Source organism: Enterobacter sp., assembly GCF_977039595.1.
This window is the reverse complement of record NZ_CDRQYH010000037.1, coordinates 19,019-39,631: the sequence shown is the minus strand read 5'-3', so window position 1 is coordinate 39,631 and position 20,613 is coordinate 19,019. Positions and strand designations below refer to the sequence as shown.

General features: G+C 55.2%; 20 protein-coding genes. 8 read left to right on the top strand and 12 right to left on the bottom strand.

Annotation, left to right across the window (positions count from 1 at the left end; translation table 11 throughout):
- Both pykF and lpp read left to right on the top strand, forming a co-directional pair.
- Positions 1-1,126, top strand: a 1,126-nt coding sequence (gene pykF, locus ACWYRJ_RS12830; protein WP_455508005.1) for a pyruvate kinase PykF, incomplete at its 5' end; no start/stop codon positions are given.
- Between the two features lie 309 nt (positions 1,127-1,435).
- A complete protein-coding gene (gene lpp, locus ACWYRJ_RS12825) occupies positions 1,436-1,672 on the top strand; it encodes a murein lipoprotein Lpp (protein ID WP_010430241.1) in 237 nt (78 codons plus the stop codon).
- Between the two features lie 60 nt (positions 1,673-1,732).
- Here the strand turns inward: lpp and ldtE are convergent, their stop codons facing one another.
- From ldtE to ACWYRJ_RS12780, 9 genes are all read right to left on the bottom strand, one after another.
- Positions 1,733-2,746, bottom strand: a complete 1,014-nt coding sequence (gene ldtE / locus ACWYRJ_RS12820; protein WP_455508004.1) for a L,D-transpeptidase LdtE — start codon at positions 2,744-2,746, stop codon at positions 1,733-1,735.
- A gap of 97 nt (positions 2,747-2,843) precedes the next feature.
- Entirely contained in the window at positions 2,844-3,260 is a 417-nt protein-coding gene (gene sufE / locus ACWYRJ_RS12815) for a cysteine desulfuration protein SufE (protein WP_111965637.1), read from the bottom strand.
- 14 nt (positions 3,261-3,274) lie between these two features.
- Positions 3,275-4,495: a cysteine desulfurase SufS gene (sufS, locus tag ACWYRJ_RS12810; protein ID WP_455508003.1), complete on the bottom strand. Its 1,221-nt coding sequence runs from the start codon at positions 4,493-4,495 to the stop codon at positions 3,275-3,277.
- A complete protein-coding gene (gene sufD, locus ACWYRJ_RS12805) occupies positions 4,492-5,763 on the bottom strand; it encodes a Fe-S cluster assembly protein SufD (protein WP_455508002.1) in 1,272 nt (423 codons plus the stop codon). The genes sufS and sufD overlap by 4 nt, the downstream gene beginning before the upstream one ends.
- Positions 5,738-6,484: a Fe-S cluster assembly ATPase SufC gene (gene sufC / locus ACWYRJ_RS12800; protein ID WP_029739774.1), complete on the bottom strand. Its 747-nt coding sequence runs from the start codon at positions 6,482-6,484 to the stop codon at positions 5,738-5,740. Before sufC ends, sufD begins: the two co-directional genes overlap by 26 nt.
- 9 nt (positions 6,485-6,493) lie before the next feature.
- A complete protein-coding gene (sufB, locus tag ACWYRJ_RS12795) occupies positions 6,494-7,984 on the bottom strand; it encodes a Fe-S cluster assembly protein SufB (protein WP_455508001.1) in 1,491 nt (496 codons plus the stop codon).
- 8 nt (positions 7,985-7,992) lie between these two features.
- Entirely contained in the window at positions 7,993-8,361 is a 369-nt protein-coding gene (sufA, locus tag ACWYRJ_RS12790; protein ID WP_008500631.1) for a Fe-S cluster assembly scaffold SufA, read from the bottom strand.
- Between the two features lie 312 nt (positions 8,362-8,673).
- Positions 8,674-9,402: a MerR family transcriptional regulator gene (locus ACWYRJ_RS12785; protein ID WP_111965632.1), complete on the bottom strand. Its 729-nt coding sequence runs from the start codon at positions 9,400-9,402 to the stop codon at positions 8,674-8,676.
- A gap of 188 nt (positions 9,403-9,590) precedes the next feature.
- Positions 9,591-10,811: a diguanylate phosphodiesterase gene (locus ACWYRJ_RS12780; RefSeq protein WP_455508000.1), complete on the bottom strand. Its 1,221-nt coding sequence runs from the start codon at positions 10,809-10,811 to the stop codon at positions 9,591-9,593.
- 337 nt (positions 10,812-11,148) lie between these two features.
- Here ACWYRJ_RS12780 and ycgZ point away from each other — a divergent pair, with 337 nt between their 5' ends.
- The 5 genes from ycgZ (at position 11,149) to ACWYRJ_RS12755 (ending at position 15,220) form a co-directional block, all read left to right on the top strand.
- Entirely contained in the window at positions 11,149-11,388 is a 240-nt protein-coding gene (ycgZ, locus tag ACWYRJ_RS12775) for a regulatory protein YcgZ (RefSeq protein WP_029739771.1), read from the top strand.
- A gap of 4 nt (positions 11,389-11,392) precedes the next feature.
- Positions 11,393-11,713 (top strand): hypothetical protein, encoded by a 321-nt coding sequence (locus tag ACWYRJ_RS12770; protein WP_271367724.1) that lies wholly within the window; start codon positions 11,393-11,395, stop codon positions 11,711-11,713.
- A 29-nt stretch (positions 11,714-11,742) separates the two neighbouring features.
- Positions 11,743-12,021, top strand: coding sequence for a biofilm/acid-resistance regulator YmgB/AriR (locus ACWYRJ_RS12765; RefSeq protein WP_023311323.1), 279 nt, complete (start codon positions 11,743-11,745; stop codon positions 12,019-12,021).
- Between the two features lie 191 nt (positions 12,022-12,212).
- On the top strand, positions 12,213-14,363 hold the full coding sequence (gene fdhF, locus ACWYRJ_RS12760) for a formate dehydrogenase subunit alpha (RefSeq protein WP_127730498.1): 2,151 nt from the start codon (positions 12,213-12,215) through the stop codon (positions 14,361-14,363).
- Positions 14,364-14,581: 218 nt separating this feature from the next.
- On the top strand, positions 14,582-15,220 hold the full coding sequence (locus ACWYRJ_RS12755) for a helix-turn-helix domain-containing protein (protein WP_455507999.1): 639 nt from the start codon (positions 14,582-14,584) through the stop codon (positions 15,218-15,220).
- A gap of 135 nt (positions 15,221-15,355) precedes the next feature.
- Here the strand turns inward: ACWYRJ_RS12755 and ACWYRJ_RS12750 are convergent, their stop codons facing one another.
- The 3 genes from ACWYRJ_RS12750 to ydiJ all read right to left on the bottom strand — a co-directional run bounded on the left by ACWYRJ_RS12750 (position 15,356) and on the right by ydiJ (position 19,099).
- Complete coding sequence (locus ACWYRJ_RS12750; RefSeq protein WP_003857766.1) at positions 15,356-15,550, bottom strand: YdiH family protein; 195 nt, start codon at positions 15,548-15,550, stop codon at positions 15,356-15,358.
- Positions 15,551-15,635: 85 nt separating this feature from the next.
- The gene (menI, locus tag ACWYRJ_RS12745; RefSeq protein WP_023311321.1) at positions 15,636-16,046 is read right to left on the bottom strand and encodes a 1,4-dihydroxy-2-naphthoyl-CoA hydrolase; all 411 of its coding nucleotides are present in this window, start codon (positions 16,044-16,046) and stop codon (positions 15,636-15,638) included.
- Complete coding sequence (gene ydiJ / locus ACWYRJ_RS12740; RefSeq protein ID WP_223581952.1) at positions 16,043-19,099, bottom strand: D-2-hydroxyglutarate dehydrogenase YdiJ; 3,057 nt, start codon at positions 19,097-19,099, stop codon at positions 16,043-16,045. The genes menI and ydiJ overlap by 4 nt, the downstream gene beginning before the upstream one ends.
- A gap of 199 nt (positions 19,100-19,298) precedes the next feature.
- Here ydiJ and ydiK point away from each other — a divergent pair, with 199 nt between their 5' ends.
- Positions 19,299-20,414: an AI-2E family transporter YdiK gene (gene ydiK / locus ACWYRJ_RS12735; protein WP_223581950.1), complete on the top strand. Its 1,116-nt coding sequence runs from the start codon at positions 19,299-19,301 to the stop codon at positions 20,412-20,414.
- Positions 20,415-20,613 lie beyond the last annotated feature (199 nt).

The following is a 20,613-nucleotide window of genomic DNA, read 5'->3' as shown; positions in this document are numbered from 1 at the left end:
TGTCGGCAACAGCGAAATCGTTGCAGTGACCTATGAAGGCTTCACCAACGATCTGTCCGTTGGTAACACCGTGCTGGTAGACGATGGTCTGATCGGTATGGAAGTTACCGCTATCGAAGGCAACAAAGTTATCTGTAAAGTGCTGAACAACGGCGACCTGGGCGAAAACAAAGGCGTTAACCTGCCGGGCGTTTCTATCGCACTGCCAGCGCTGGCTGAAAAAGACAAACAGGACCTGATCTTCGGTTGCGAACAAGGCGTTGACTTTGTTGCGGCATCCTTCATTCGTAAGCGTTCTGACGTAGTTGAAATTCGTGAGCACCTGAAAGCGCACGGCGGCGAGAAGATCCAGATCATCTCCAAAATTGAAAACCAGGAAGGCCTGAACAACTTCGACGAAATCCTCGAAGCGTCTGACGGCATCATGGTTGCACGTGGCGACCTGGGTGTAGAAATCCCGGTTGAAGAAGTGATCTTCGCGCAGAAGATGATGATCGAGAAATGCGTGCGCGCGCGTAAAGTGGTTATCACCGCAACGCAGATGCTGGACTCCATGATCAAAAACCCACGCCCTACCCGCGCTGAAGCAGGCGACGTGGCAAACGCCATCCTCGACGGTACCGATGCCGTTATGCTGTCCGGCGAATCCGCGAAAGGTAAATATCCGCTGGAAGCGGTGTCCATCATGGCCACCATCTGCGAACGTACCGATCGCGTGATGAAAAGCCGTCTGGACTACAACAACGACAGCCGCAAGCTGCGCATCACCGAAGCGGTATGCCGCGGTGCGGTAGAAACGGCTGAGAAACTGGAAGCCCCACTGATCGTGGTTGCCACCCAGGGCGGTAAATCTGCTCGCGCCGTGCGTAAATACTTCCCGGATGCGACTATCCTTGCGCTGACCACCAACGAAACCACTGCCCGTCAGCTGGTGCTGAGCAAAGGCGTGATCCCACACCTGGTGAAAGAGATCGCGTCTACGGATGATTTCTACCGTCTGGGTAAAGAAGTGGCTCTGGAGCTGGTTGATCGTGGTCTGGCACAGAAAGGTGACGTTGTGGTCATGGTTTCTGGCGCACTGGTACCAAGCGGCACTACCAATACCGCATCTGTTCACGTGCTGTAATAATTCCTGAACGAATTAATTTGGATAAAAAGCGCCCTCCGGGCGCTTTTTTTATTCCTGGCATTAGCCAAACGCATTCAAAATGCAAATCGGATTTTTCTATTTAATTGCGAATTATCTAAGATGAATCCGATGATAAATGCCTTTTTTTCCTTAGATTTTTGCCCGAAAAGGGCTGATTCGATGCTTCTTTGAGCGAACGATCAAAAATAGGTGTATTCCCATCAAAAAAATATTCTCAACCCAAAAAACTTTGTGTAATACTTGTAACGCTACATGGAGATTAACTCAATCTAGAGGGTATTAATAATGAATCGTACTAAACTGGTACTGGGCGCGGTAATCCTGGGTTCTACTCTGCTGGCTGGTTGCTCCAGCAACGCTAAAATCGATCAGCTGTCTTCTGACGTTCAGACTCTGAACGCTAAAGTTGACCAGCTGAGCAACGACGTGAACGCAATCCGTTCCGACGTTCAGGCTGCTAAAGACGACGCAGCTCGCGCTAACCAGCGTCTGGACAACCAGGCTACTAAATACCGTAAGTAATAGTACCTGTTAATAAAATGGCGCACATTGTGCGCCATTTTTTTTGCCTGCGTCAAACGGCTACTGCGTCACCTTCTCTCCTTCATCTTCCGCTACCGCAGCAGATACCCGGCTGTTCTGCACCGACAACACGCTATTGCTGGCTGACGGGCCGCTACCGGACGATACGATAACCGGGATCCCGGCACGACGTGACAGGGCTTTATCAATCAGCGCCTTATCGCTTCCCGCCTGAGAAACAAAGGTCGCAAACTCGGAGGAATGGGTAATGGGCGAGACCTGCGGATTCTCCCCTTCTACCTGCGCAAGCGGACGGTGGACTTCAATATAGCGTTTACCATCCGGCTCAACGGAGAATTTCACGGGTTCATTAATAATCTGCACCCGCGTGCCCACCCGCACCTGTTCGAACAGGGCCTTAATGTCCGGGGCGTTCATCCGCATACAGCCGGAGCTGACCCGCAGGCCGACGCTGTCCGGCGCGCTGGTGCCGTGGATGAGATATTCCCCGTTGCCCACGCCTAAACGCAGCGCGAAGCGTCCTAGGGGGTTATTTGGCCCGGCAGGAACCACCGGAGGCAATTTGATGCCCTGCTCCAGAGAACGCGCTCTGATGCCCGGCGTGGGCGTCCAGGTGGGATTAGGGATCTTCTGGCTCACCCGCGTGGTCGTCACCGGCGTTTCCAGCCCCAGCTGTCCGATACCCAGCGGGAAAACCTGAACAATGTTTTGACCCGGCGGGAAGTAGTAGAGCCGAAGCTCAGCGAGATTCACCACAATCCCCTCGCGCGGCGTATCCGGCAACAGCATTTGCGACGGAATGGTAATGACGGTTCCCGGCGCAGGGTTAACCGGCGCAATGGTATTGTTGGTTTCAAGGATCACCTGCGCCGCCGTATTAAACCGACGGGCGATGGTCTGCAGCTTATTATCCCCTTCCTGTATCGTGTAGGTTTGATTTTGCCCAATCAGACGACTGCCTGCGGGCGGCAACGGATAGTCCATCGCACGGGCCAAGTTGAGGGCTCCGAGCGAACTGAGGAGTAATAGAGTTATGAGAGACGCGCGCTTCATGCTGAGATTCCTTATTCACTGACAGAACGCCAGAAAGCTGAAAAACCAGCGAGGCGGGAACCACCTCGCGAAACAGAATGAATGCTGTTCTGTAAGTCTAGCTAAGGATTGAAGCTTTGGCGCGGATGGCGCGAATCATCGCTTCCAGTCCCTGAGAACGGGACGGGGTGAGGTGTTGGGTTAAGGCCATTTTTTCAAACCACGGGCGGACATCGAACGCGACAATATCCTGCGCCGACATCTGCTGATAAAGGCTAAAGACGACCGCAATAAGCCCTTTTACAATGGCGGCATCGCTGTCGCCGCGCAATTCTATCGTGCCGTCATCAGACTGCGTCATCACAATCCAGACCTGGCTCTGACAGCCCTGAATAATATTTTCCGGGCTATGCGCCTCTTCACCGAGCGGTGGCAGACGCTGCCCCAGCTCGATGATATAAAGGTACTTCTCTTCCCAGTTTGCGCAACGCCCAAAGTTGCGCAGCAATTTGTCTCTGTCCGGCAGTTCTGCCATCGTTTGCCTCTCCGTTAGCCCAGCAGCTGGTGAATGCGCTTAAGCCCCGCCACCAGCCTGTCGACCTCTTCCGTCGTGTTGTACATCACCAGAGATGCGCGGCACATTGCCGGCACCTGGTAAAACGCCATCAGCGGCATGGCGCAGTGGTGCCCGGTGCGGACAGCCACGCCGTAGTTATCAAGGAAACTGCCCACGTCATAGGCGTGGTGTTTCCCGAGATTGAACGCGATCACCCCCTGACGATCGGCAGGCCCGTAGAGGGTCAAATCCGGCACGCTGGCAAGCTCCGCAAGCGCATAGTGCATCAGCAGCCGTTCATACTCCTGAATGGCATCAAGACCGATGGCAGAGACGTAAGAGACCGCCGCCCCCAGACCGATAATCCCACCGGTGTTGGGCGTGCCCGCTTCAAAACGCCACGGCGCGCGCGCGTAGGTCGTGCCTTCCGTAAGGCTGACGGTGGCGATCATCGACCCGCCCCCTTCCCACGGCGGCATCGCCTGCAGAATGTCTTCTTTTACATACAGCACGCCTATCCCGGTCGGCCCATAGAGCTTGTGGCCTGAAAAGACGTAGAAATCACAGTCCAGCGCCTGAACGTCAACCGCGTGGTGCATCACCGCCTGAGCGCCGTCAATCAGGACCTTTGCGCCCGCCTGATGGGCTTTTTCCACAATCGCTGCCACCGGGTTTTCAGTCCCCAGCACGTTGGAAACCTGGGTAACCGCCACCAGCCGCGTGCGGTCATCCAGCAAGACGTCAAGCTGCTCAAGCTGAAGCGTCCCGTCAACGTTGAGCGGAATGACCCGCAATTGCGCACCAACGCGCTCGCAGAGCATCTGCCACGGCACGATATTGGCGTGATGCTCCATCTGGGTGATGATGATGTTATCCCCCGCGTGGACCTGTGCGTTGCCCCAGCTGTTAGCGACAAGGTTGATCCCTTCGGTGGTTCCGCGCACGAAGACCAGCCCTTCCGGCGAGCGGGCGTTAAGAAAAGCAGCAAGCTGCGTGCGCACGTTTTCCATCCGCTGGGTCGCCTCGGCGCTCAGGGTATGAATACCTCGATGCACGGCGGCATAGCCATGGCGATAAAACTCGGCTTCGGCATCCACCACCTGATTCGGCTTCTGCGCGCTGGCCGCGCTGTCCAGATAGGCCAGAGGAAGACCGTTCACTTCACGGGTCAGAACCGGGAAATCTGCCCGTACTTTCTCTACGGGAAAACTCATGCTTCGCCTCCAGGCAGACGCTGACCGATACGCGCCAGCACCTGCTGTTTTAACTGACCATCGTGCAGCGCTTCCGTCAGTTCGGCGGCAAACGCATAGATAATCATTTTCTGCGCCGCCTGCTGGTCGATGCCGCGGGAACGCAGGTAGAACATCTGCTCGTCGTCGATTCGCCCGACCGTCGCACCGTGGCTGCACTTCACGTCGTCGGCGTAGATCTCCAGCTGCGGTTTGGTGTCCACCTCCGCCAGTCGGCCCAACAGCAGATTGTTGTTGGTCATCTGCCCGTCGGTTTTAATGGCGTGCTGCGCCACGTTAATCAGACCGTTAAACACCGCTCGCCCTTTATCACTCACGATGGTTTTGTGCAGCTGGCGGCTGTTGCAGTAGCTTTTGTTGTGCTCCAGCCACGTGCGCGTGTCGCACACCTCAGATTTAACCGGCATCGCCAGGCTGTTGATGCGCAGCGTGGTGTTTTCACCGTTAAGCTGCGTGCTGGTGTTGTGGCGCAGCACCGACCCGCCGAGCAGGAAGCTATGGCTGTACGCCGCCGCATCCTGGCCCAGGACAATGTCGTTATGGGCAAAGTGGTGGCTCTGCGCATTCTCAAACGCCAGCTTGATATGGTGTAGCTGGGCATTGCCCGCCACGTTCATCGTCAGACGCGCCCCGGTAAAGTGACGCGTCTCATTGAGGCTGACGTAATGTTCGATGATCGTGGCCTCGGCGCCCTCCGCCAGCTCAAGATGGTGACGATAGTGCGCGGTATTGATTTCGTCGCCGTTCAGACCCTGAGTGATGTGCATCAGCAGCAGCGGTTTGGCCGGACGCTGGTTACGCTTCACGTGGATGTGCGTCACGCTGCGGGCCAGGCTTTCGGTCAGGTGCAGAAAGACCTCAGGCTGAACCGGGGCGCTCAGGGGCTGGCGATCGTCGTTTATCTCAATCTCAAATCCGCTCGCCTGAAGAGCGTCGCTCAGCTCCGGACGGAACTGACCGTCGACAAACACCAGGCGCAGGGCATCAATGTGCACTGCCAGCGCATCACGCTGCTCAGGAGTCAGATCCGCCAGACGGGTCACAAACTCGGCGTTCAGCAGGCCATCGAGCGGAGTATATTTCCAGTTCTCATGCTTACGCGTCGGCAGACCAAGACGCAGCATCTGCTGCAGATGCTGCTGCGCCTGCGCCGAGCGCGTGCCGCCCTGGGCTTCAAACAGCCGGTGCCACTGCTGGAGCGCATTACTGCTGTTCTGTAAGCCAGCCATAGCCCTGCTCCTCCAGTTGTTTAACCAGCGTGAAATCACCGGATTTGACAATACGCCCCTGATAAAGCACGTGAACGTAATCCGGCTTGATGTAGTCCAGAATGCGCTGATAGTGGGTGACGATGATGAATGAACGCTTGCCGTCGCGCAGGGAGTTCACTCCGTCAGCGACAATCTTCAGGGCGTCGATGTCCAGACCGGAGTCGGTCTCATCCAGTATGCACAGCTCAGGCTCCAGCACAGCCATCTGCAGAATGTCGTTACGCTTTTTCTCGCCGCCGGAAAAACCGACGTTCACCGAGCGGGTCAGCAGATCTTCCGGCATTTTCAGCAGCTTGATCTTCTCTTCCATCAGGTCCTGGAAGTCGAAGCGGTCCAGCGCCTCCAGGCCACGGTATTTGCGCACCGCGTTGAGCGCAGTTTGCAGGAAGAACTGATTACTGACGCCCGGAATTTCGACGGGGTACTGGAAGGCCATAAAAATGCCCTCTCCCGCACGATCTTCCGGCGACATCTCCAGCAGATTTTTGCCGTTAAACTCGACCGAGCCGTGGGTCACTTCATAATCTTCGCGTCCGGCCAGCGTCGCAGAAAGCGTACTTTTCCCCGAACCGTTCGGCCCCATGATGGCGTGGACTTCGCCCGGTTTGACGTCAAAATTGAGGCCACGCAGGATGGCTTTGTCTTCTACGCTGACCTGTAAATCTTTAATGCTTAACATGTGCTTTCCTTAACCGACGCTGTGTTCAAGACTAATGGCGAGGAGTTTCTGGGCTTCAACGGCAAATTCCAGCGGCAGTTCAGAGAACACGTCCTTACAGAAGCCGTTAACGATCATCGAGATGGCGTCTTCTTCGCTGATCCCGCGCTGCAGGCAATAGAAGAGCTGATCTTCCCCAATCCGTGACGTCGTCGCCTCGTGCTCAAGCTGGGCCGTATTGTTGCGGCACTCAACGTACGGGAAGGTATGCGCCCCGCAGTCTGCGCCAATCAGCATCGAGTCACACTGGGTAAAGTTTCGTGCATTGGTGGCCGTCGGCATGATTTTCACCAGCCCGCGATAGCTGTTCTGGCTGTGCCCGGCAGAGATCCCTTTCGAGATGATGGTTGACCTGGTGTTTTTACCAATGTGAATCATCTTGGTGCCGGTATCCGCCTGCTGATGGCCGCTGGTGAGCGCCACCGAGTAAAACTCGCCTATGGAGTTATCGCCGCGCAGGATACAGCTCGGGTATTTCCAGGTGATGGCCGAGCCGGTTTCGGACTGGGTCCACGACATCTTGCTGTTTTCGCCTTCGCACAGCGCACGCTTGGTTACGAAGTTCAGGATGCCGCCGGTATTGCCGTCGCCCGGGAACCAGTTTTGCACCGTCGAGTATTTCACCTCGGCGTCTTTATGAATAATGACCTCCACCACCGCCGCGTGCAGCTGATAGCTGTCGCGGACCGGGGCAGAGCATCCTTCGATGTAGCTGACGTAGCTGCCTTCATCCGCGACCAGGATCGTGCGTTCGAACTGACCGGTTTTTTCGGCATTGATGCGGAAATAGGTGGAAAGCTCCATCGGACAGCGCACGCCTTTCGGCACGTAAATAAAGGTGCCGTCCGAGGTAACCGCCGCGTTGAGCGCCGCAAAGAAGTTGTCGTTAGAGGGCACCACGGTCCCAATGTACTTTTTCACCAGTTCCGGATGATCGTGAATCGCTTCGCCGAAGGAGCAGAAAATGATCCCCTGCTCTGCCAGCTTCTCGCGGTAGGTGGTCGCCACCGAGACGGAGTCGAAAATGGCATCCACCGCCACCTCTTTACCCTCACGCACGGGCACGCCCAGCTGGTTAAAAGCTTCTTCCACCTCTTTGCTGAGGAAGCTGTTTTCCGCGCCGGTTTGCTGTACCGCGCCGGGCTGTGAGGCGCAGGTGTCATCGCAGCTGCCGCATGAGGGCGCGGAGTAGTAGCTATAGTCTTGATAGTTCAGCTTGTCATAATGCGCTTTCAGCCAGTGCGGCTCTTCCATCTCCAGCCAGGCGCGGAATGCGCTCAGACGAAACTCCAGCATCCACTCGGGCTCGTTACGTTTCGCCGAGATCGCCCGCACGACATCTTCGTTAATGCCTTTTGCCAGCTCATCGGTCTGCAGCTGGGTGAAGAACCCCTCTTTATAGTTGAGGTGCCCACCGCTCCAGGTATTTACTTCACTCGTTGCTTCAGTATTACGAGACATAGTACCGCCTATACCCCAAAGCTTTCGCCGCAGCCGCATTCGTTCTGGGCTTTCGGGTTATGAAATTTGAATAACTGGTTTAAGCCTTCGCGGACGTAGTCCACCTCGGTGCCGTCAATAAACGGCATAGCCTGCAGCGCAACGTACAATTTCGCACCGTCAGTCTCGAACACCAGGTCATCTTTTTCGGGTTCGGTGACGGTATCGAGCACGTAGCCGAAACCTGCGCAACCTGTCTGTTTGACACCTAAACGCACGCCGAGGATCTCGGGCTTTTTCGCCACCAGCTCGTGAATATGTGCCGCCGCCGCCGGCGTGAGCGTTAAACCGCGCCAGGCGAAATCGGCAGGATTAAAGGTTTCTGAATGCAGTTCCATAGGTCCACCTCATCTGATAAGCCATCAGGGCATAACACCATGTTAGTGATAACGATTATCACTTCAACCCTCTGTCAGCAGGGGCATTCGGCTAAACCGCCCTTTTTGCCTACTTTTATTAAGCATAGACCCTGTGAGAGGATGCAGTCAGGATGGATGTATTTGTTCAATGCATTGATTAATAATGCATTTCGTCGCAACGTTTATAACGCAGAGGAGAAAAGTAAAATATGCATCGGAAATGCCTATTTTTGAGATAGCTTTTGCTCAGAAAATGACAAAAACAAAAAAGGCCCTTAAGGCCTCAGACAATCAGTGATGAAATGAGACAGCAAACCCCTGTTCACGCCAGTGGTCGAGCTGTTCCTGCTGGCGAGGCGTTGGGGATTTTCCCGTCCAGACGAATATTTTTTGTCCCGGGAAGAGTTCAGGGCGCGGCGAATCAATAGGTTCCGCCAGGACGTCTATGTGCCAGCCCTTCTGCGATAAGCGCGCGGCTTCCAGCCACAGGTGGGTGCGGTCATCGCATTCCCAGCCAATAAGAAGCGCGTCTTTACCGGCTTTTTTGCGGGATTCCGCCAGGCTTGCTGTCGCGAATTCGATCAGGACGCCGTCAAACAGGCTCGCCATGTGACGCACGGTGTTTTGATCCTGATTCATGCGCTGCCGGACGGGAGAGAGAATATTGTCAATCAACGCATCTATCGCGTGATCGCGGCGGAATTCGCCGATTTTGGCGCGCAGCTTTGCCGGGCTGGCATAGCGCAGAACGGTCATCATCTCTTCCTGGAACGAGACCCAGTTGCCCTGAGTCAATACTTCTTTGTTTTCCAGCAAGGCTTTAACTTTTCCGACCGAGACGCCGCTTTTCATCAGGCGTTTGATCTCTTCAATACGCAGGATATCTTCATCGTCAAACTGACGATGGCCCCCTTCGCTGCGCTGCGGCTTCAACAATCCATAACGGCGCTGCCAGGCACGCAGCGTAACGGGGTTGATACCGCATCGTTCGGCCACTTCGCCGATACTGTAATAGGCCATTAACTCCCTCACGCTCAGAACTTCCATACCTAACTGCACCAACCTTATCAGATTGTACACACCATTTGTATAACTAAGACCGCATTTTGAACGGGTGAACGGGCTGCTCCTCCGTTCACCTGTTAATACATTGTTGTATAAAATTTGCCGTTCGTACAGCTAACTCTGTCCGATTGTGTACAGCTTTATCAGAACTCGAATTTTTTCTCCGGCCACGCTATAGCCGGAATACCGCCGTGTCGCGGGCTGGCAAAAAGATGTCCCTGGAACTGGGAAATACCCGCGGATTCCAGCCACATCCACTCTTCAGCCTTCTCTACTCCTACCGCGCAGAACTGGATCTCAAGCGAGGAACAGCATTTGATAATCGCCTGAATAATGGCCTGTCGGGGGCCACTTTTATGCACGTTCGCCACCAGATCGCGATTAATCTTAATTCTGTCAGGCTGGAAGTGGGCCAGCAGCTGCAGCCCGGCAAAACCGGCGCCAAAGTGATCGATCGTCACGCTGATACCCGCGCTTTTTAACTGCCTGACCGAATCCGTGAAGTCATCAAAACGGGAAATGGCTTCGCTCTCGGTGAACTCAACCACGATTTGCTCGGGTACAAACCCATTTGCTTCAATCGCGGTGAGCAGAAAGTCCACGGCGTTGGGAATGTTAACCAGCGTCATAGGCAGCAGGTTCAGGGATAACGTCTGGTCCTGTAACCCCAGCGCGCTGGCCATGGAGAGCGCCACCTGCTTGCTTTGCAAATCAGACGCGTACACTTCCTCATTCGGAAGGCTGGCGAAATAAGCCCCTGGCGAGTCGCCGGACGGGGTGCGCAAAAGCGCCTCCCAGGAGACAACCTGCTGCATAAACGGATCGACTATCGGCTGGAACGCGAAGCTGCAATCCGCCCCTTTCGCGACTACCTCAGGCTGCCCGGACAAGTGTGTTTCTTCGCGAACGAATTCCCATGAATCCGCAGGCGGCAGTTCAAAATAGTTCGCTTTTTCCGTGGCCTCGACAAAGGTGCGGAAAAACTGCAGAGGGCGATCGTTATAGGCTAGCTGATAGCGTGTCGTACCCTTATTGAGCACCTGCTGCAGCACTTCGTCCCTGTCGAAGTGGCGCAAATCAAAAAGCTCCATACCCACGTTGCCAAAACGCCGGACAGGCCCGTGATCGCGCATTAACTCGACCACGTTATGGTGGCGCGGATCGTTGCAGATCTGCTCATAGATAGCAGAGACGTGTTCCACTGGCCCTTCAAGCAGCTGAAAAAAATGAGTGCCGTTAAACAGCAGGATCCCCGTGACGTTGGATTGCCGGTTTTTACTATTTGCTGCAGCGACCATGGCTTCCAGCGCTTTCACTGGAACGTCCTCGCAGATATGGCTGCGGTAAATGATGGTTGTGAGCATGCGATTCCTGGGGTTAGGGTTTTGGCCACAAAAAAGGTGGATAAGTATCATTTATAGCACATTCATTGCCTGACAAATAATTTACATCTCAATCATTTACGGCAGTTAATGAAATATTTTTCTGCGCTGTACAACTTACCAGTGCCAGACCTTTTTGTACAATATATCCTGTAACATTACCGGTTCATGTCAGCCGACCAACTAACTGAAAATAAAGGATTTTATAAAATATATCATAAAAATATTAAAAATTTGTACATTTTATATGTACAGATTTAGGAATTGTGTATACCTTAATTGTAACGTTAGTGATTACAAAATTTTACAGGAGCGAAACATGCAGCAGAAAGGTTACGCCACAGATTCCGCAGCAGCGATCGCACAGTACTTCGAAAAGGCCGCCCTACCTACTCAACAAGAGACGCTGGGCCAGGTAGTTGTCGAAATCCTCAGCGACGGGCGAAACCTCAATCGCAAATCGCTCTGTACCAAACTGCTCAGCCGTCTCGAAAGAGCCGATGGGCCAGAAGAGGAAGAGCATTACCACATGCTGCTTGGTCTGCTCTTCGAACGGTAAGGTTATGAATAGCAGTGACGCAGACCGACTGATTGACACGCTTATCGGTGAAGCCGTTCTTTCTCTTCTGAAAGAGCGGGGGCCAGTGACAACCGAAGGCTTGCTGCAGCGTCTGCGGAGCATGAAAGAACATGAAAAGGATCCCCGGCGGCGGGAGACACTTGAGGCGGTGATTGCCGAAATTGGCTCAAACAGCATCGCCTTTACACGTCGCAGAACCGCGCAAGGACGAACGAAAAGAGAGGGACCTCTCAACGATAACAGAGACAATGTAGTGCCGTTATTTGGAAGTGGAAAACCGTCCGACCCCAAAAAAATACATTGACTGCAATTTTACAGCTACGGTGAGAACAAATGAGACAAAATATTCAGCTTCAACCCGAATACCACTCTGCTTTTTTAGACAGTGCGCTGTCGGAATACTTCCGTCACGCAGGCGATCGTTTTGCTGAAGAGTCCGCTGTTTTTTCTACTGCAGTACGCTGTGTTCTGGCCTCCGAGGGGCATCTGTCTAATAAGGCGATCATCCTCTGGCTCATTCAGACGCTGGAAGCCACTCACGACGTGGTTCAGGCGGATGTGATTCGCAAGACGCTGGAAATCGTGGTGGGTTACACGATGGACGATCTCTAAGTTCCAGCTCGCCGCGCCTCCTGACGTGTCATCGTCAAAACTGACGAACAGCTTGACGATGACACGCGCCCTCCCCGCATAACTCCCTGTAATACACGCAAAGACAACCTGGCACGCTTCCTGCTTACCTCCGCATACGGGACTGGGTTTTCCAGTCAACTTTGCTTCATTTCTTAACAGGTCTGTTATTGATGAAAAAGATCGCCAGCGTCTGCCCGTACTGCGGTGCAGGCTGTAAATTGAACCTTGTCGTTGAAAATAACCGTATCATCCGTGCCGAAGCGGCAGAGGGCGTCACAAACCAGGGCACCTTATGTCTGAAAGGCTTTTACGGCTGGGACTTCCTCAACGATACCCGTCTGCTCACCCCTCGCCTCACCCAGCCCATGATCCGCTACCGCAAAGGCGAAGCATTCACCCCCGTTACCTGGGAAGAGGCGATCCGCTACACCGCCCACAGGCTCAGCAGTATTAAAGCGCAGCACGGGCCGAGGTCGATCATGACCACTGGTTCCTCTCGCGGCACCGGCAATGAAACCAACTACGTGATGCAGAAATTTGCCCGCGCGGTGCTGAACACCAACAACGTGGACTGCTGTGCGCGCGTCTGTCATGGCCCGTCCGTCGCCGGTTTACAGGAAACGCTCGGCAATGGCGCAATGAGCAACTCAATCAATGATATTGAAAACTCAAAATGCCTGCTGGTGTTTGGCTATAACTGCGCGGACTCCCACCCTATCGTTGCCCGCCGCGTGCTGAAAGCACGTGAGAACGGCGCAAAAATTATCGTCTGCGATCCGCGGCGCATTGAAACGGCACGCATTGCCGACCAACATCTGCAGCTGAAAAACGGCAGCAACATGGCGCTGGTTAACGCCTTTGGCTATGTGTTGCTTGAAGAGGAGCTATATGACAAAAGCTACGTGGCGCGCTTTACGGAAGGGCTTGAGGCCTACCGACAAACGGTAAAAGACTATGCGCCGGAGAAGGTCGAACATATCACTGGCATCCCCGCCCGTGACGTCCGCCAGGCGATGCGCACCTTCGCGGCGGCCCCTTCCGCAACCGTGATGTGGGGAATGGGCGTGACCCAGTTTGGTCAGGCCGTTGATGTGGTCAAAGGGCTTTCCAGCCTGGCGCTGCTGACCGGCAACCTCGGCCGCCCTGCCGTCGGCGTCGGGCCGGTACGCGGTCAAAACAACGTCCAGGGCGCCTGCGACATGGGCGTTCTGCCGAATATGTTCCCCGGCTATCAGGATGTGACCGATCCTGCGGTCAGGCAGAAATTCGCCGATGCCTGGGGGATTGACGTCAACAAAATGGACGATCGGGTCGGGACGCGCATTACCGAGGTGCCCCATCTGGCGCTGGAAGGCAAGGTCAAGGCCTACTACATCATGGGGGAAGATCCGCTTCAGACCGAGGCCGATCTCGGTCTCGTTCGCAGCGGTTTTGAGGCGCTCGACTTTGTTGTGGTTCAGGACATCTTTATGACCAAAACGGCAGAAGTGGCGGACGTTCTGCTACCGGCCACATCCTGGGGTGAGCACGGCGGCGTTTTTACCTGTGCCGATCGCGGCTTCCAGCGTTTTGGCAAAGCCATCGAGGCCAGCGGCAACGTGAAGCGCGACTGGGAAATCATCAGCCTGCTCGCCACCGAGATGGGCTACCCGATGCATTATGACTCCAACCAGCAGATCTGGGATGAGATGCGCGAGCTGTGCCCGCTTTTCTACGGCGTGACGTATGAAAAAATGGGCGAGATGGGCCACGTGCAGTGGCCCTGCCCGACCCTGGATCACCCCGGCACGCCGTACCTGTACAAAGACAATCAGTTCGACACCCCGAGCGGTAAAGGGCAACTCTTTGCCGCACCGTGGCGCGCGCCGGCTGAAACCCCGGATGCAGATTTCCCGCTGGTGCTGTGTACGGTACGCGAGGTGGGACATTATTCCTGTCGCTCCATGACCGGGAACTGCGCCGCGCTGCAAAGCCTGGCCGACGAGCCGGGCCGGGTGCAAATGAACCCTGCCGATGCAGAAAAGCTGGGCATTACTGACGGGCAGCTGGTCTGGGTACGTTCACGCCGCGGCAAAGTGATTACCCGCGCCAGCATCAGCGAGCGTATCAACACCGGAGCCGTTTACATGACCTATCAGTGGTGGATTGGCGCCTGCAACGAGCTGACACAGGATAACCTCGATCCCATCTCCAAAACGCCGGAAACGAAGTACTGCGCGGTGCAGCTGGAGGCGATAGAGGATCAGCGTTGGGCGGAGGACTATGCAGCGTCTGCATATCAGTCCATGAAGTCTCGGCTGATGAGTGCGGCGAACGTCTGAGGAAAATGCCGGGTGCGCTATGCGTACCCGGTAATAGTTAACGCATCTCTCACTATCTCCAGCATTTCGAAATACTTTGTTTTATCATGCTGTGACATCCTGCATATCCGCCGTGCCGTTGAAATACTTAGCAGCAGGGCTGCTTGAAACAGACTCAGCAGGATCCACGCTATACTGAACCGCATCACTATTGACAGGTTTAATGGATAGGCGTGCACATGGCTGATGAGATGTCCCAGACGTTAATATTCGATTGTTCTTCATCCACACAACTACTGATCGATTATCTAAAACAGGGTGCAAATCTGAAGAAAGTGCTCCCCCGCCGTCGATTAAATTTTGTAGCTGGCGACGAACGCCTCTGTTATATCCTCCTCAACGGTCGCGTCATGATTCACCGTAACAACGACGATTTAGCCATGGCAACGGTTAAGGCGCCCGCTTTGCTCGGTCTCAGTAATCTGCATTACGCTCAGATGTTCGGTTACATCAAAACCTTTAATCACTGTGAGATCGTAACCCTTAAAATGGATTCTGTTTATGACATTATCAAGCATCATGGACTATGGGAGCCGCTGGCTTATCACCTGATGGGCCTTGCAGGTAAACTATTTCATAGCTACGAAGATATAACCGGACCTTCCGCATACAATATTGTCCGCGCCCAGCTTTATGCACTCTCAAACGAAGAAGAATCATTCAGGCAGAACATTACTGCAGAAAGGTATATCCGGGATAAAACCCACCTGTCCCGTAGCGGCGTCATGCGTATTCTTTCAGCTTTAAAAGAAGGGGGTTATATCGAAGTTGAAAGAGGTGTGCTAATCAATATGAGGAAATTGCCTGAAAGATTTTAATCTCACCGGCTGGTGATGGCCGTGCAGAAAATGATCTGACCCGGACACTGTAGCCGTCCTTTAACAACAAGTTGCCCGATACTGAATTTCAGACACAAAAAAGGCCGCACTCGCGGCCCTTTTATTCTCATGTACTCAATGGACGTGAACGCCCAACCGCCAGGCAAAATAGATCTCTTCTTTTAGTTCATTCGAAGAGAGCGCCAGCAAATCTGTAAACTCCAGCTCAAGCTGTTTCAGCTTTTTCAGGTACTGCGCCGGAGACAGGTTGCTCTTATCGCGACGTAAATATTCAATTGCCAGCTGCGTTGGGGTTATTTCAGTATCCATGATGTCCTCGCTTATGTACAAAACCTGACCAGTATATCACAACCATCTGGCTAGTTTTTGACCAAAGGCAAAACATCTGAAAACTTTACACAACCGCCGTGGTCAGCCGCGACGAGCAGCACAGGCGATCCTGCTCATCGAGAATATCTATCTGCCACACCTGATGGCGGCTACCGGCGTGCAGCGCGCGGCATACACCGCGCACGCGCCCGCTGCGCACCGAGCGGATATGGTTAGCATTCACCTCGAGTCCGACAACCTTCTGCTCCCCTTCGGTACAGAGATAGCCCGCCACCGAGCCCAGCGTTTCGGCCAGCACGACGGACGCTCCGCCGTGCAATAAACCAAACGGCTGATGGGTGCGACTATCGACGGGCATGGTGGCTTCAATCTCATCGTCGCCAATGCGGATGAACTGGATATCCAGCAGCCCCACCATATTTCCCTCGCCCATGGCGTTCAGCGCCTGCAGCGTCACGGCACGTTTCCAGATCATCCAATTATCTCCAGTAAAGCCTGCAGTGGGTGACGTACACCGTTACCTTCTACTCGTTTCACCTGGCTGCGACAGGAGTAGCCCGTCGCCAGACAGCGGTTTCGCGGTAAACGCTGCATCGCCTGATGCCAGGACAGCTCATAGATGCCGAGCGAGTTGGCGTGGTTTTTCACTTCGTGTCCGTAGGTGCCGGCCATTCCACAGCAGCCGACGCTGACGCTCTCCAGCTTCGCGCCGAAGCGGGCAAAGACGGACGCCCACTGCGCGGGCGCGCCCGGCAGCGCGGTGACTTCCGTGCAGTGTCCGAACAGATACCATGGTTCCCCGCTGACATCCTGAACCGCCTTATCTTCCAGCGCCACCGGCAGCCACTCGTGCACCAGCATCACGTTGAAATCACCGCGCTTGTCGCCGAGCGTCTGCTTATATTCATCGCGGTAGCAAAGCACCAGCGCCGGATCGACGCCGACCATCGGTATCCCGAGTTGCGCCACGCGGTTTAAGAAGTCAGCCGTTTTCTGCGCGGTCTTTGCAAAGCGCGTCAGGAAGCCCTTGATGTGCTGCGCCTTGCCGTTGGGTGAGAACGGCAGAACCACCGGCTGATACCCCAGCTTTTCCGACAGGCGGATGAAATCCGCGACCACCTGCGCATCGTAGTAGCTGGTAAACGGATCCTGCACCACCAGCACCACCTTCGCTTTTTGCTCTGGGGTGAGCGCCTCGAGCTGTTCCAGGGTCATATTTGCCGAGCGGTGACCGACGAGCTGGCGCTGCAGAGACGGTACCGACAGCAGCGGCAGATCGATCATACCGATATGTTTTTCGGAGAGCTTGCGCACCAGCGGCTGGTTGATAAAGAAGTTGAAGGTCTTTGGCGCGCGCGCCATCAGCGGCGCGTAGCTTTCTACCGTTGCCACCAGATGGTCGCGCACCGGGCGGAGGTAGCGGGTGTGATACAGCTGCAGGAAGCGCGAGCGGAATTCCGGCACGTCGATTTTAATCGGGCACTGGGTGGAGCAGGCTTTACAGGCCAGACAGCCGGACATCGCCTCTTTCACCTCATGGGAGAAATCATACTCGCCCTTATTCGCATGCCAGCTGTTGCGGGTGCGCTCAATCAGCGAGCGCAGGCTGGCCCGTTTTTCCGGGAGCTGCTGCTCCAGCCTGAGCGGATCCACCCCGCGATCGGCCAGCAGACGCAGCCATTCCCGCACCAGCGTCGCCCGCCCTTTCGGCGAGTGGATGCGGTTGCTGGTGATTTTCATCGACGGGCACATCGGGCTTTTCACATCAAAGTTAAAGCACAGTCCGTTGCCGTTGCACTCCATCGCGCCGCGCCAGGAGGAGCGCACCGCAATCGGGATCTGTCTGTCGTACGTGCCGCGCTTGACGGCATCCACCTGCAGCATTGGCGCGTCCACGCCTTCAGGAGGGCAGATTTTGCCCGGGTTGAGGCGGTTATGCGGGTCAAACGCCGCTTTCACCTTGCGCAGCTCCGCGTAGAGCTGTTCGCCGAAGAATGCCGGGCTGTATTCCGCGCGGAACCCTTTCCCGTGCTCCCCCCAGAGCAGGCCGCCGTATTTGGCGGTTAAGGCCACCACATCGTCGGAGATCTGCTTCATCAGGATCTCCTGCTGCGGGTCGCACATATCCAGCGCCGGACGCACGTGCAGTACCCCGGCGTCGACGTGGCCGAACATGCCATAGCTCAGGCCGTGGCTGTCCAGCAGGGCGCGGAACTCGACGATATAATCCGCCAGATGCTCAGGCGGCACGCAGGTATCTTCGGCAAAAGGAATCGGCTTCGCCGCCCCTTTCGCATTGCCGAGCAGGCCCACGGCTTTTTTACGCATCGCATAGATACGCTCAATCCCGGCCAGATCGTTACAGAGCTGCCAGCCGATCACGCCGCCTTCCCCCTGCGCAATCAGCTCATCCAGCCGCTGGCAGAGCGTGGTGACCTGGCGCTCAATCAGCTCCGCGTCGTCGCCGGCAAATTCCACGATGTTGAGACCGAGCATCTCTTTATCCGGCACGTCGGTAATGAGATCGCTGACGGAATGCCAGACAATATCTTCCCGGGCCAGATTGAGCACTTTGGAGTCGACCGTCTCCACCGAGAGCGCTTTAGCTTGCACCATAAACGGCGCATTGCGCAGCGCAGAGTCGAAGGAGTCATATTTGACGTTCACCAGACGACGTACTTTCGGCAGGCGGGTAATATCCAGCCGCGCCTCGGTGATAAACGCCAGCGTCCCTTCGGAACCGGTCAGCACGCGGGTTAAATCGAACTGGGTCAGGTCGTCGTTAAAGACGTGACGCAGGTCGTACCCGGTCAGGAAGCGGTTTAGTTTTGGGAACTTATCAAGAATAAGCTGGCGGTTGTCGCGGCAGCGCTCCAGTACGGTACGATAGATGCGTCCGCTGGCGGTGTTATCTTTGCCAAGGGTTTCCGCGAGTTCGACCGGCATCGGCTGCGTATCGAGAATATCGCCGCCCAGAAGAACAGCACGCACGCCCAGCACGTGATCGGAGGTTTTACCGTAGACCAGCGAGCCCTGACCGGAGGCATCCGTGTTGATCATCCCGCCAAGGGTCGCGCGGTTACTGGTGGAAAGCTCCGGGGCAAAAAAGTAACCGTAAGGCTTGAGGTACTGGTTAAGCTGATCTTTGATAACGCCCGCTTCGACCCGCACCCACCCCTCTTCCGGGTTGATCTCAATGATGCGGTTCATATAGCGCGACATATCAACAATGATGCCCTGGTTCAGCGCCTGACCATTGGTCCCGGTGCCGCCGCCGCGTGGCGTAAAGACCAGCGAGGCAAAGCGCTCCTGCGTTGCCAGCCGGGCGATAAGCGCGACGTCGGCCGTTGAACGAGGGAAAACCACGGCATCGGGAAGAAGCTGGTAAATACTGTTATCGGTCGCCATCGTCAGCCTGTCGGCATAGTTCGTGGCGGTATCACCTGTAAAACCCTGTTGCTCCAGTGCTTGCAAAAAATTAAGCACCAGCTGAACGACGCCAGGTGCCTGAGAAATCTGTGGGATCATGACTGTCGACCCTAATTAGAGTTGTATGAAATCGTTTGCGTGTATCTTAAAAGTTTTATCACATTTTTTTCTTATAATCTCTGCTGAATTACAGGCAAAATCCGCCTGTCAAAAACCGCTGAGATCATTAATGATTAAAGAGACGCGGTTTTCCGTTCCCGCCAGTTGTACTGGCGTTCTTTTAAGGAAAGTTTCATTTATGGTCAATCTTCGCCAGCCCAGGGATGTTGCGCAAATTTTGCTGTCGGTGCTGTTTCTGGCCCTCATGATTATTGCGTGTCTGTGGATTGTTCAACCCTTTATTCTCGGCTTCGCGTGGGCTGCGACCGTTGTCGTTGCCACGTGGCCTTTGCTGCTGCGCTTGCAGAAGCTGCTGTTTGGCCGCCGCGGGTTAGCCGTGCTGGTCATGACGCTCCTGCTGTTCCTGCTGTTTATTATTCCGATTGCCCTGCTGGTCAATAGCCTGGTGGATTCCAGCGGCCCCGTTATTCGCGCCATTAGCAGCGGTGACCTGACGCTGCCGGATCTCGCCTGGCTGAACAGCATTCCGGTGGTGGGCGCTAAGCTCTACAGCGGCTGGCATAGCCTGCTGGAGATGGGCGGCAGCGCGCTGATGGCAAAAGTCCGCCCGTATATTGGCACCACCACCACCTGGTTTGTGGGTCAGGCGGCGCATATCGGCCGATTTATGATGCACTGTACCCTGATGCTGCTCTTCAGCGCCCTGCTCTACTGGCGCGGCGAGCAGGTGGCTTTAGGCGTTCGTCACTTCGCCACCCGCCTGGCGGGCAAACGCGGTGACGCTGCGGTACTGCTGGCTGCGCAGGCCGTGCGCGCGGTTGCGCTGGGCGTGGTGGTGACCGCGCTGGTGCAGGCGGTGCTGGGCGGTATCGGTCTTGCGATTTCCGGCGTACCGTACGCCACCGTATTCACCGTTGTCATGCTGATGACCTGTCTTGCGCAACTGGGACCGCTGCTGGTGCTGGTCCCTAGTATTATCTGGCTCTACTGGACGGGTGATACCACGTGGGGAACCGTGCTGCTGGTCTGGAGCTGCGTGGTCGGCACCATGGATAACGTCATTCGTCCGATCCTCATCCGCATGGGTGCAGACCTGCCGCTGATCCTGATCCTCTCCGGAGTCATTGGCGGACTGATTGCCTTTGGCATGATCGGCCTGTTTATTGGCCCGGTGCTGCTCGCCGTCACATGGCGTCTGTTCTCCGCCTGGGTGCATGAAATTCCGCCGCCGGGAACCGACCCGGACGTGATTCTGAGCGAACTGGAAGAGCTGGAAGAGAAAAACACCAATTAAGTTTTTTGCCGGGTGGCGCTAACGCGCACCCGGTCTACATTCTCCCTCACAATACTTTAGCAGTGTTAAAGTATTTATTCGTTGCACACTGGTCAGACCCGCTATTCACGCACTCATTCTGCTCTTAACCTCAAGAAATCTTTACGTCTCTTTAACTATTGAGACGAATCCGATCGACGCTCAAAGATGACATGCCTAC

Bases quoted from the DNA above. Each gene is read 5' to 3' on its own strand.
- ACWYRJ_RS12770 (WP_271367724.1), top strand. From the start codon at position 11,393: ATGAATAGCAGTGACGCAGACCGACTGATTGACACGCTTATCGGTGAA.
- ACWYRJ_RS12765 (WP_023311323.1), top strand. From the start codon at position 11,743: ATGAGACAAAATATTCAGCTTCAACCCGAATACCACTCTGCTTTTTTA.
- ACWYRJ_RS12750 (WP_003857766.1), bottom strand. From the start codon at position 15,550: ATGGATACTGAAATAACCCCAACGCAGCTGGCAATTGAATATTTACGT.
- ACWYRJ_RS12785 (WP_111965632.1), bottom strand. From the start codon at position 9,402: ATGGCCTATTACAGTATCGGCGAAGTGGCCGAACGATGCGGTATCAAC.
- ACWYRJ_RS12780 (WP_455508000.1), bottom strand. From the start codon at position 10,811: ATGCTCACAACCATCATTTACCGCAGCCATATCTGCGAGGACGTTCCA.
- sufS (WP_455508003.1), bottom strand. From the start codon at position 4,495: ATGAGTTTTCCCGTAGAGAAAGTACGGGCAGATTTCCCGGTTCTGACC.
- ldtE (WP_455508004.1), bottom strand. From the start codon at position 2,746: ATGAAGCGCGCGTCTCTCATAACTCTATTACTCCTCAGTTCGCTCGGA.
- sufC (WP_029739774.1), bottom strand. From the start codon at position 6,484: ATGTTAAGCATTAAAGATTTACAGGTCAGCGTAGAAGACAAAGCCATC.
- menI (WP_023311321.1), bottom strand. From the start codon at position 16,046: ATGATCTGGAAACGTGCCGTGACGCTGCAGGCGCTGAACGCCATGGGC.
- sufA (WP_008500631.1), bottom strand. From the start codon at position 8,361: ATGGAACTGCATTCAGAAACCTTTAATCCTGCCGATTTCGCCTGGCGC.
- lpp (WP_010430241.1), top strand. From the start codon at position 1,436: ATGAATCGTACTAAACTGGTACTGGGCGCGGTAATCCTGGGTTCTACT.
- sufE (WP_111965637.1), bottom strand. From the start codon at position 3,260: ATGGCAGAACTGCCGGACAGAGACAAATTGCTGCGCAACTTTGGGCGT.
- sufB (WP_455508001.1), bottom strand. From the start codon at position 7,984: ATGTCTCGTAATACTGAAGCAACGAGTGAAGTAAATACCTGGAGCGGT.
- fdhF (WP_127730498.1), top strand. From the start codon at position 12,213: ATGAAAAAGATCGCCAGCGTCTGCCCGTACTGCGGTGCAGGCTGTAAA.
- ydiK (WP_223581950.1), top strand. From the start codon at position 19,299: ATGGTCAATCTTCGCCAGCCCAGGGATGTTGCGCAAATTTTGCTGTCG.
- ACWYRJ_RS12755 (WP_455507999.1), top strand. From the start codon at position 14,582: ATGGCTGATGAGATGTCCCAGACGTTAATATTCGATTGTTCTTCATCC.
- ydiJ (WP_223581952.1), bottom strand. From the start codon at position 19,099: ATGATCCCACAGATTTCTCAGGCACCTGGCGTCGTTCAGCTGGTGCTT.
- ycgZ (WP_029739771.1), top strand. From the start codon at position 11,149: ATGCAGCAGAAAGGTTACGCCACAGATTCCGCAGCAGCGATCGCACAG.
- sufD (WP_455508002.1), bottom strand. From the start codon at position 5,763: ATGGCTGGCTTACAGAACAGCAGTAATGCGCTCCAGCAGTGGCACCGG.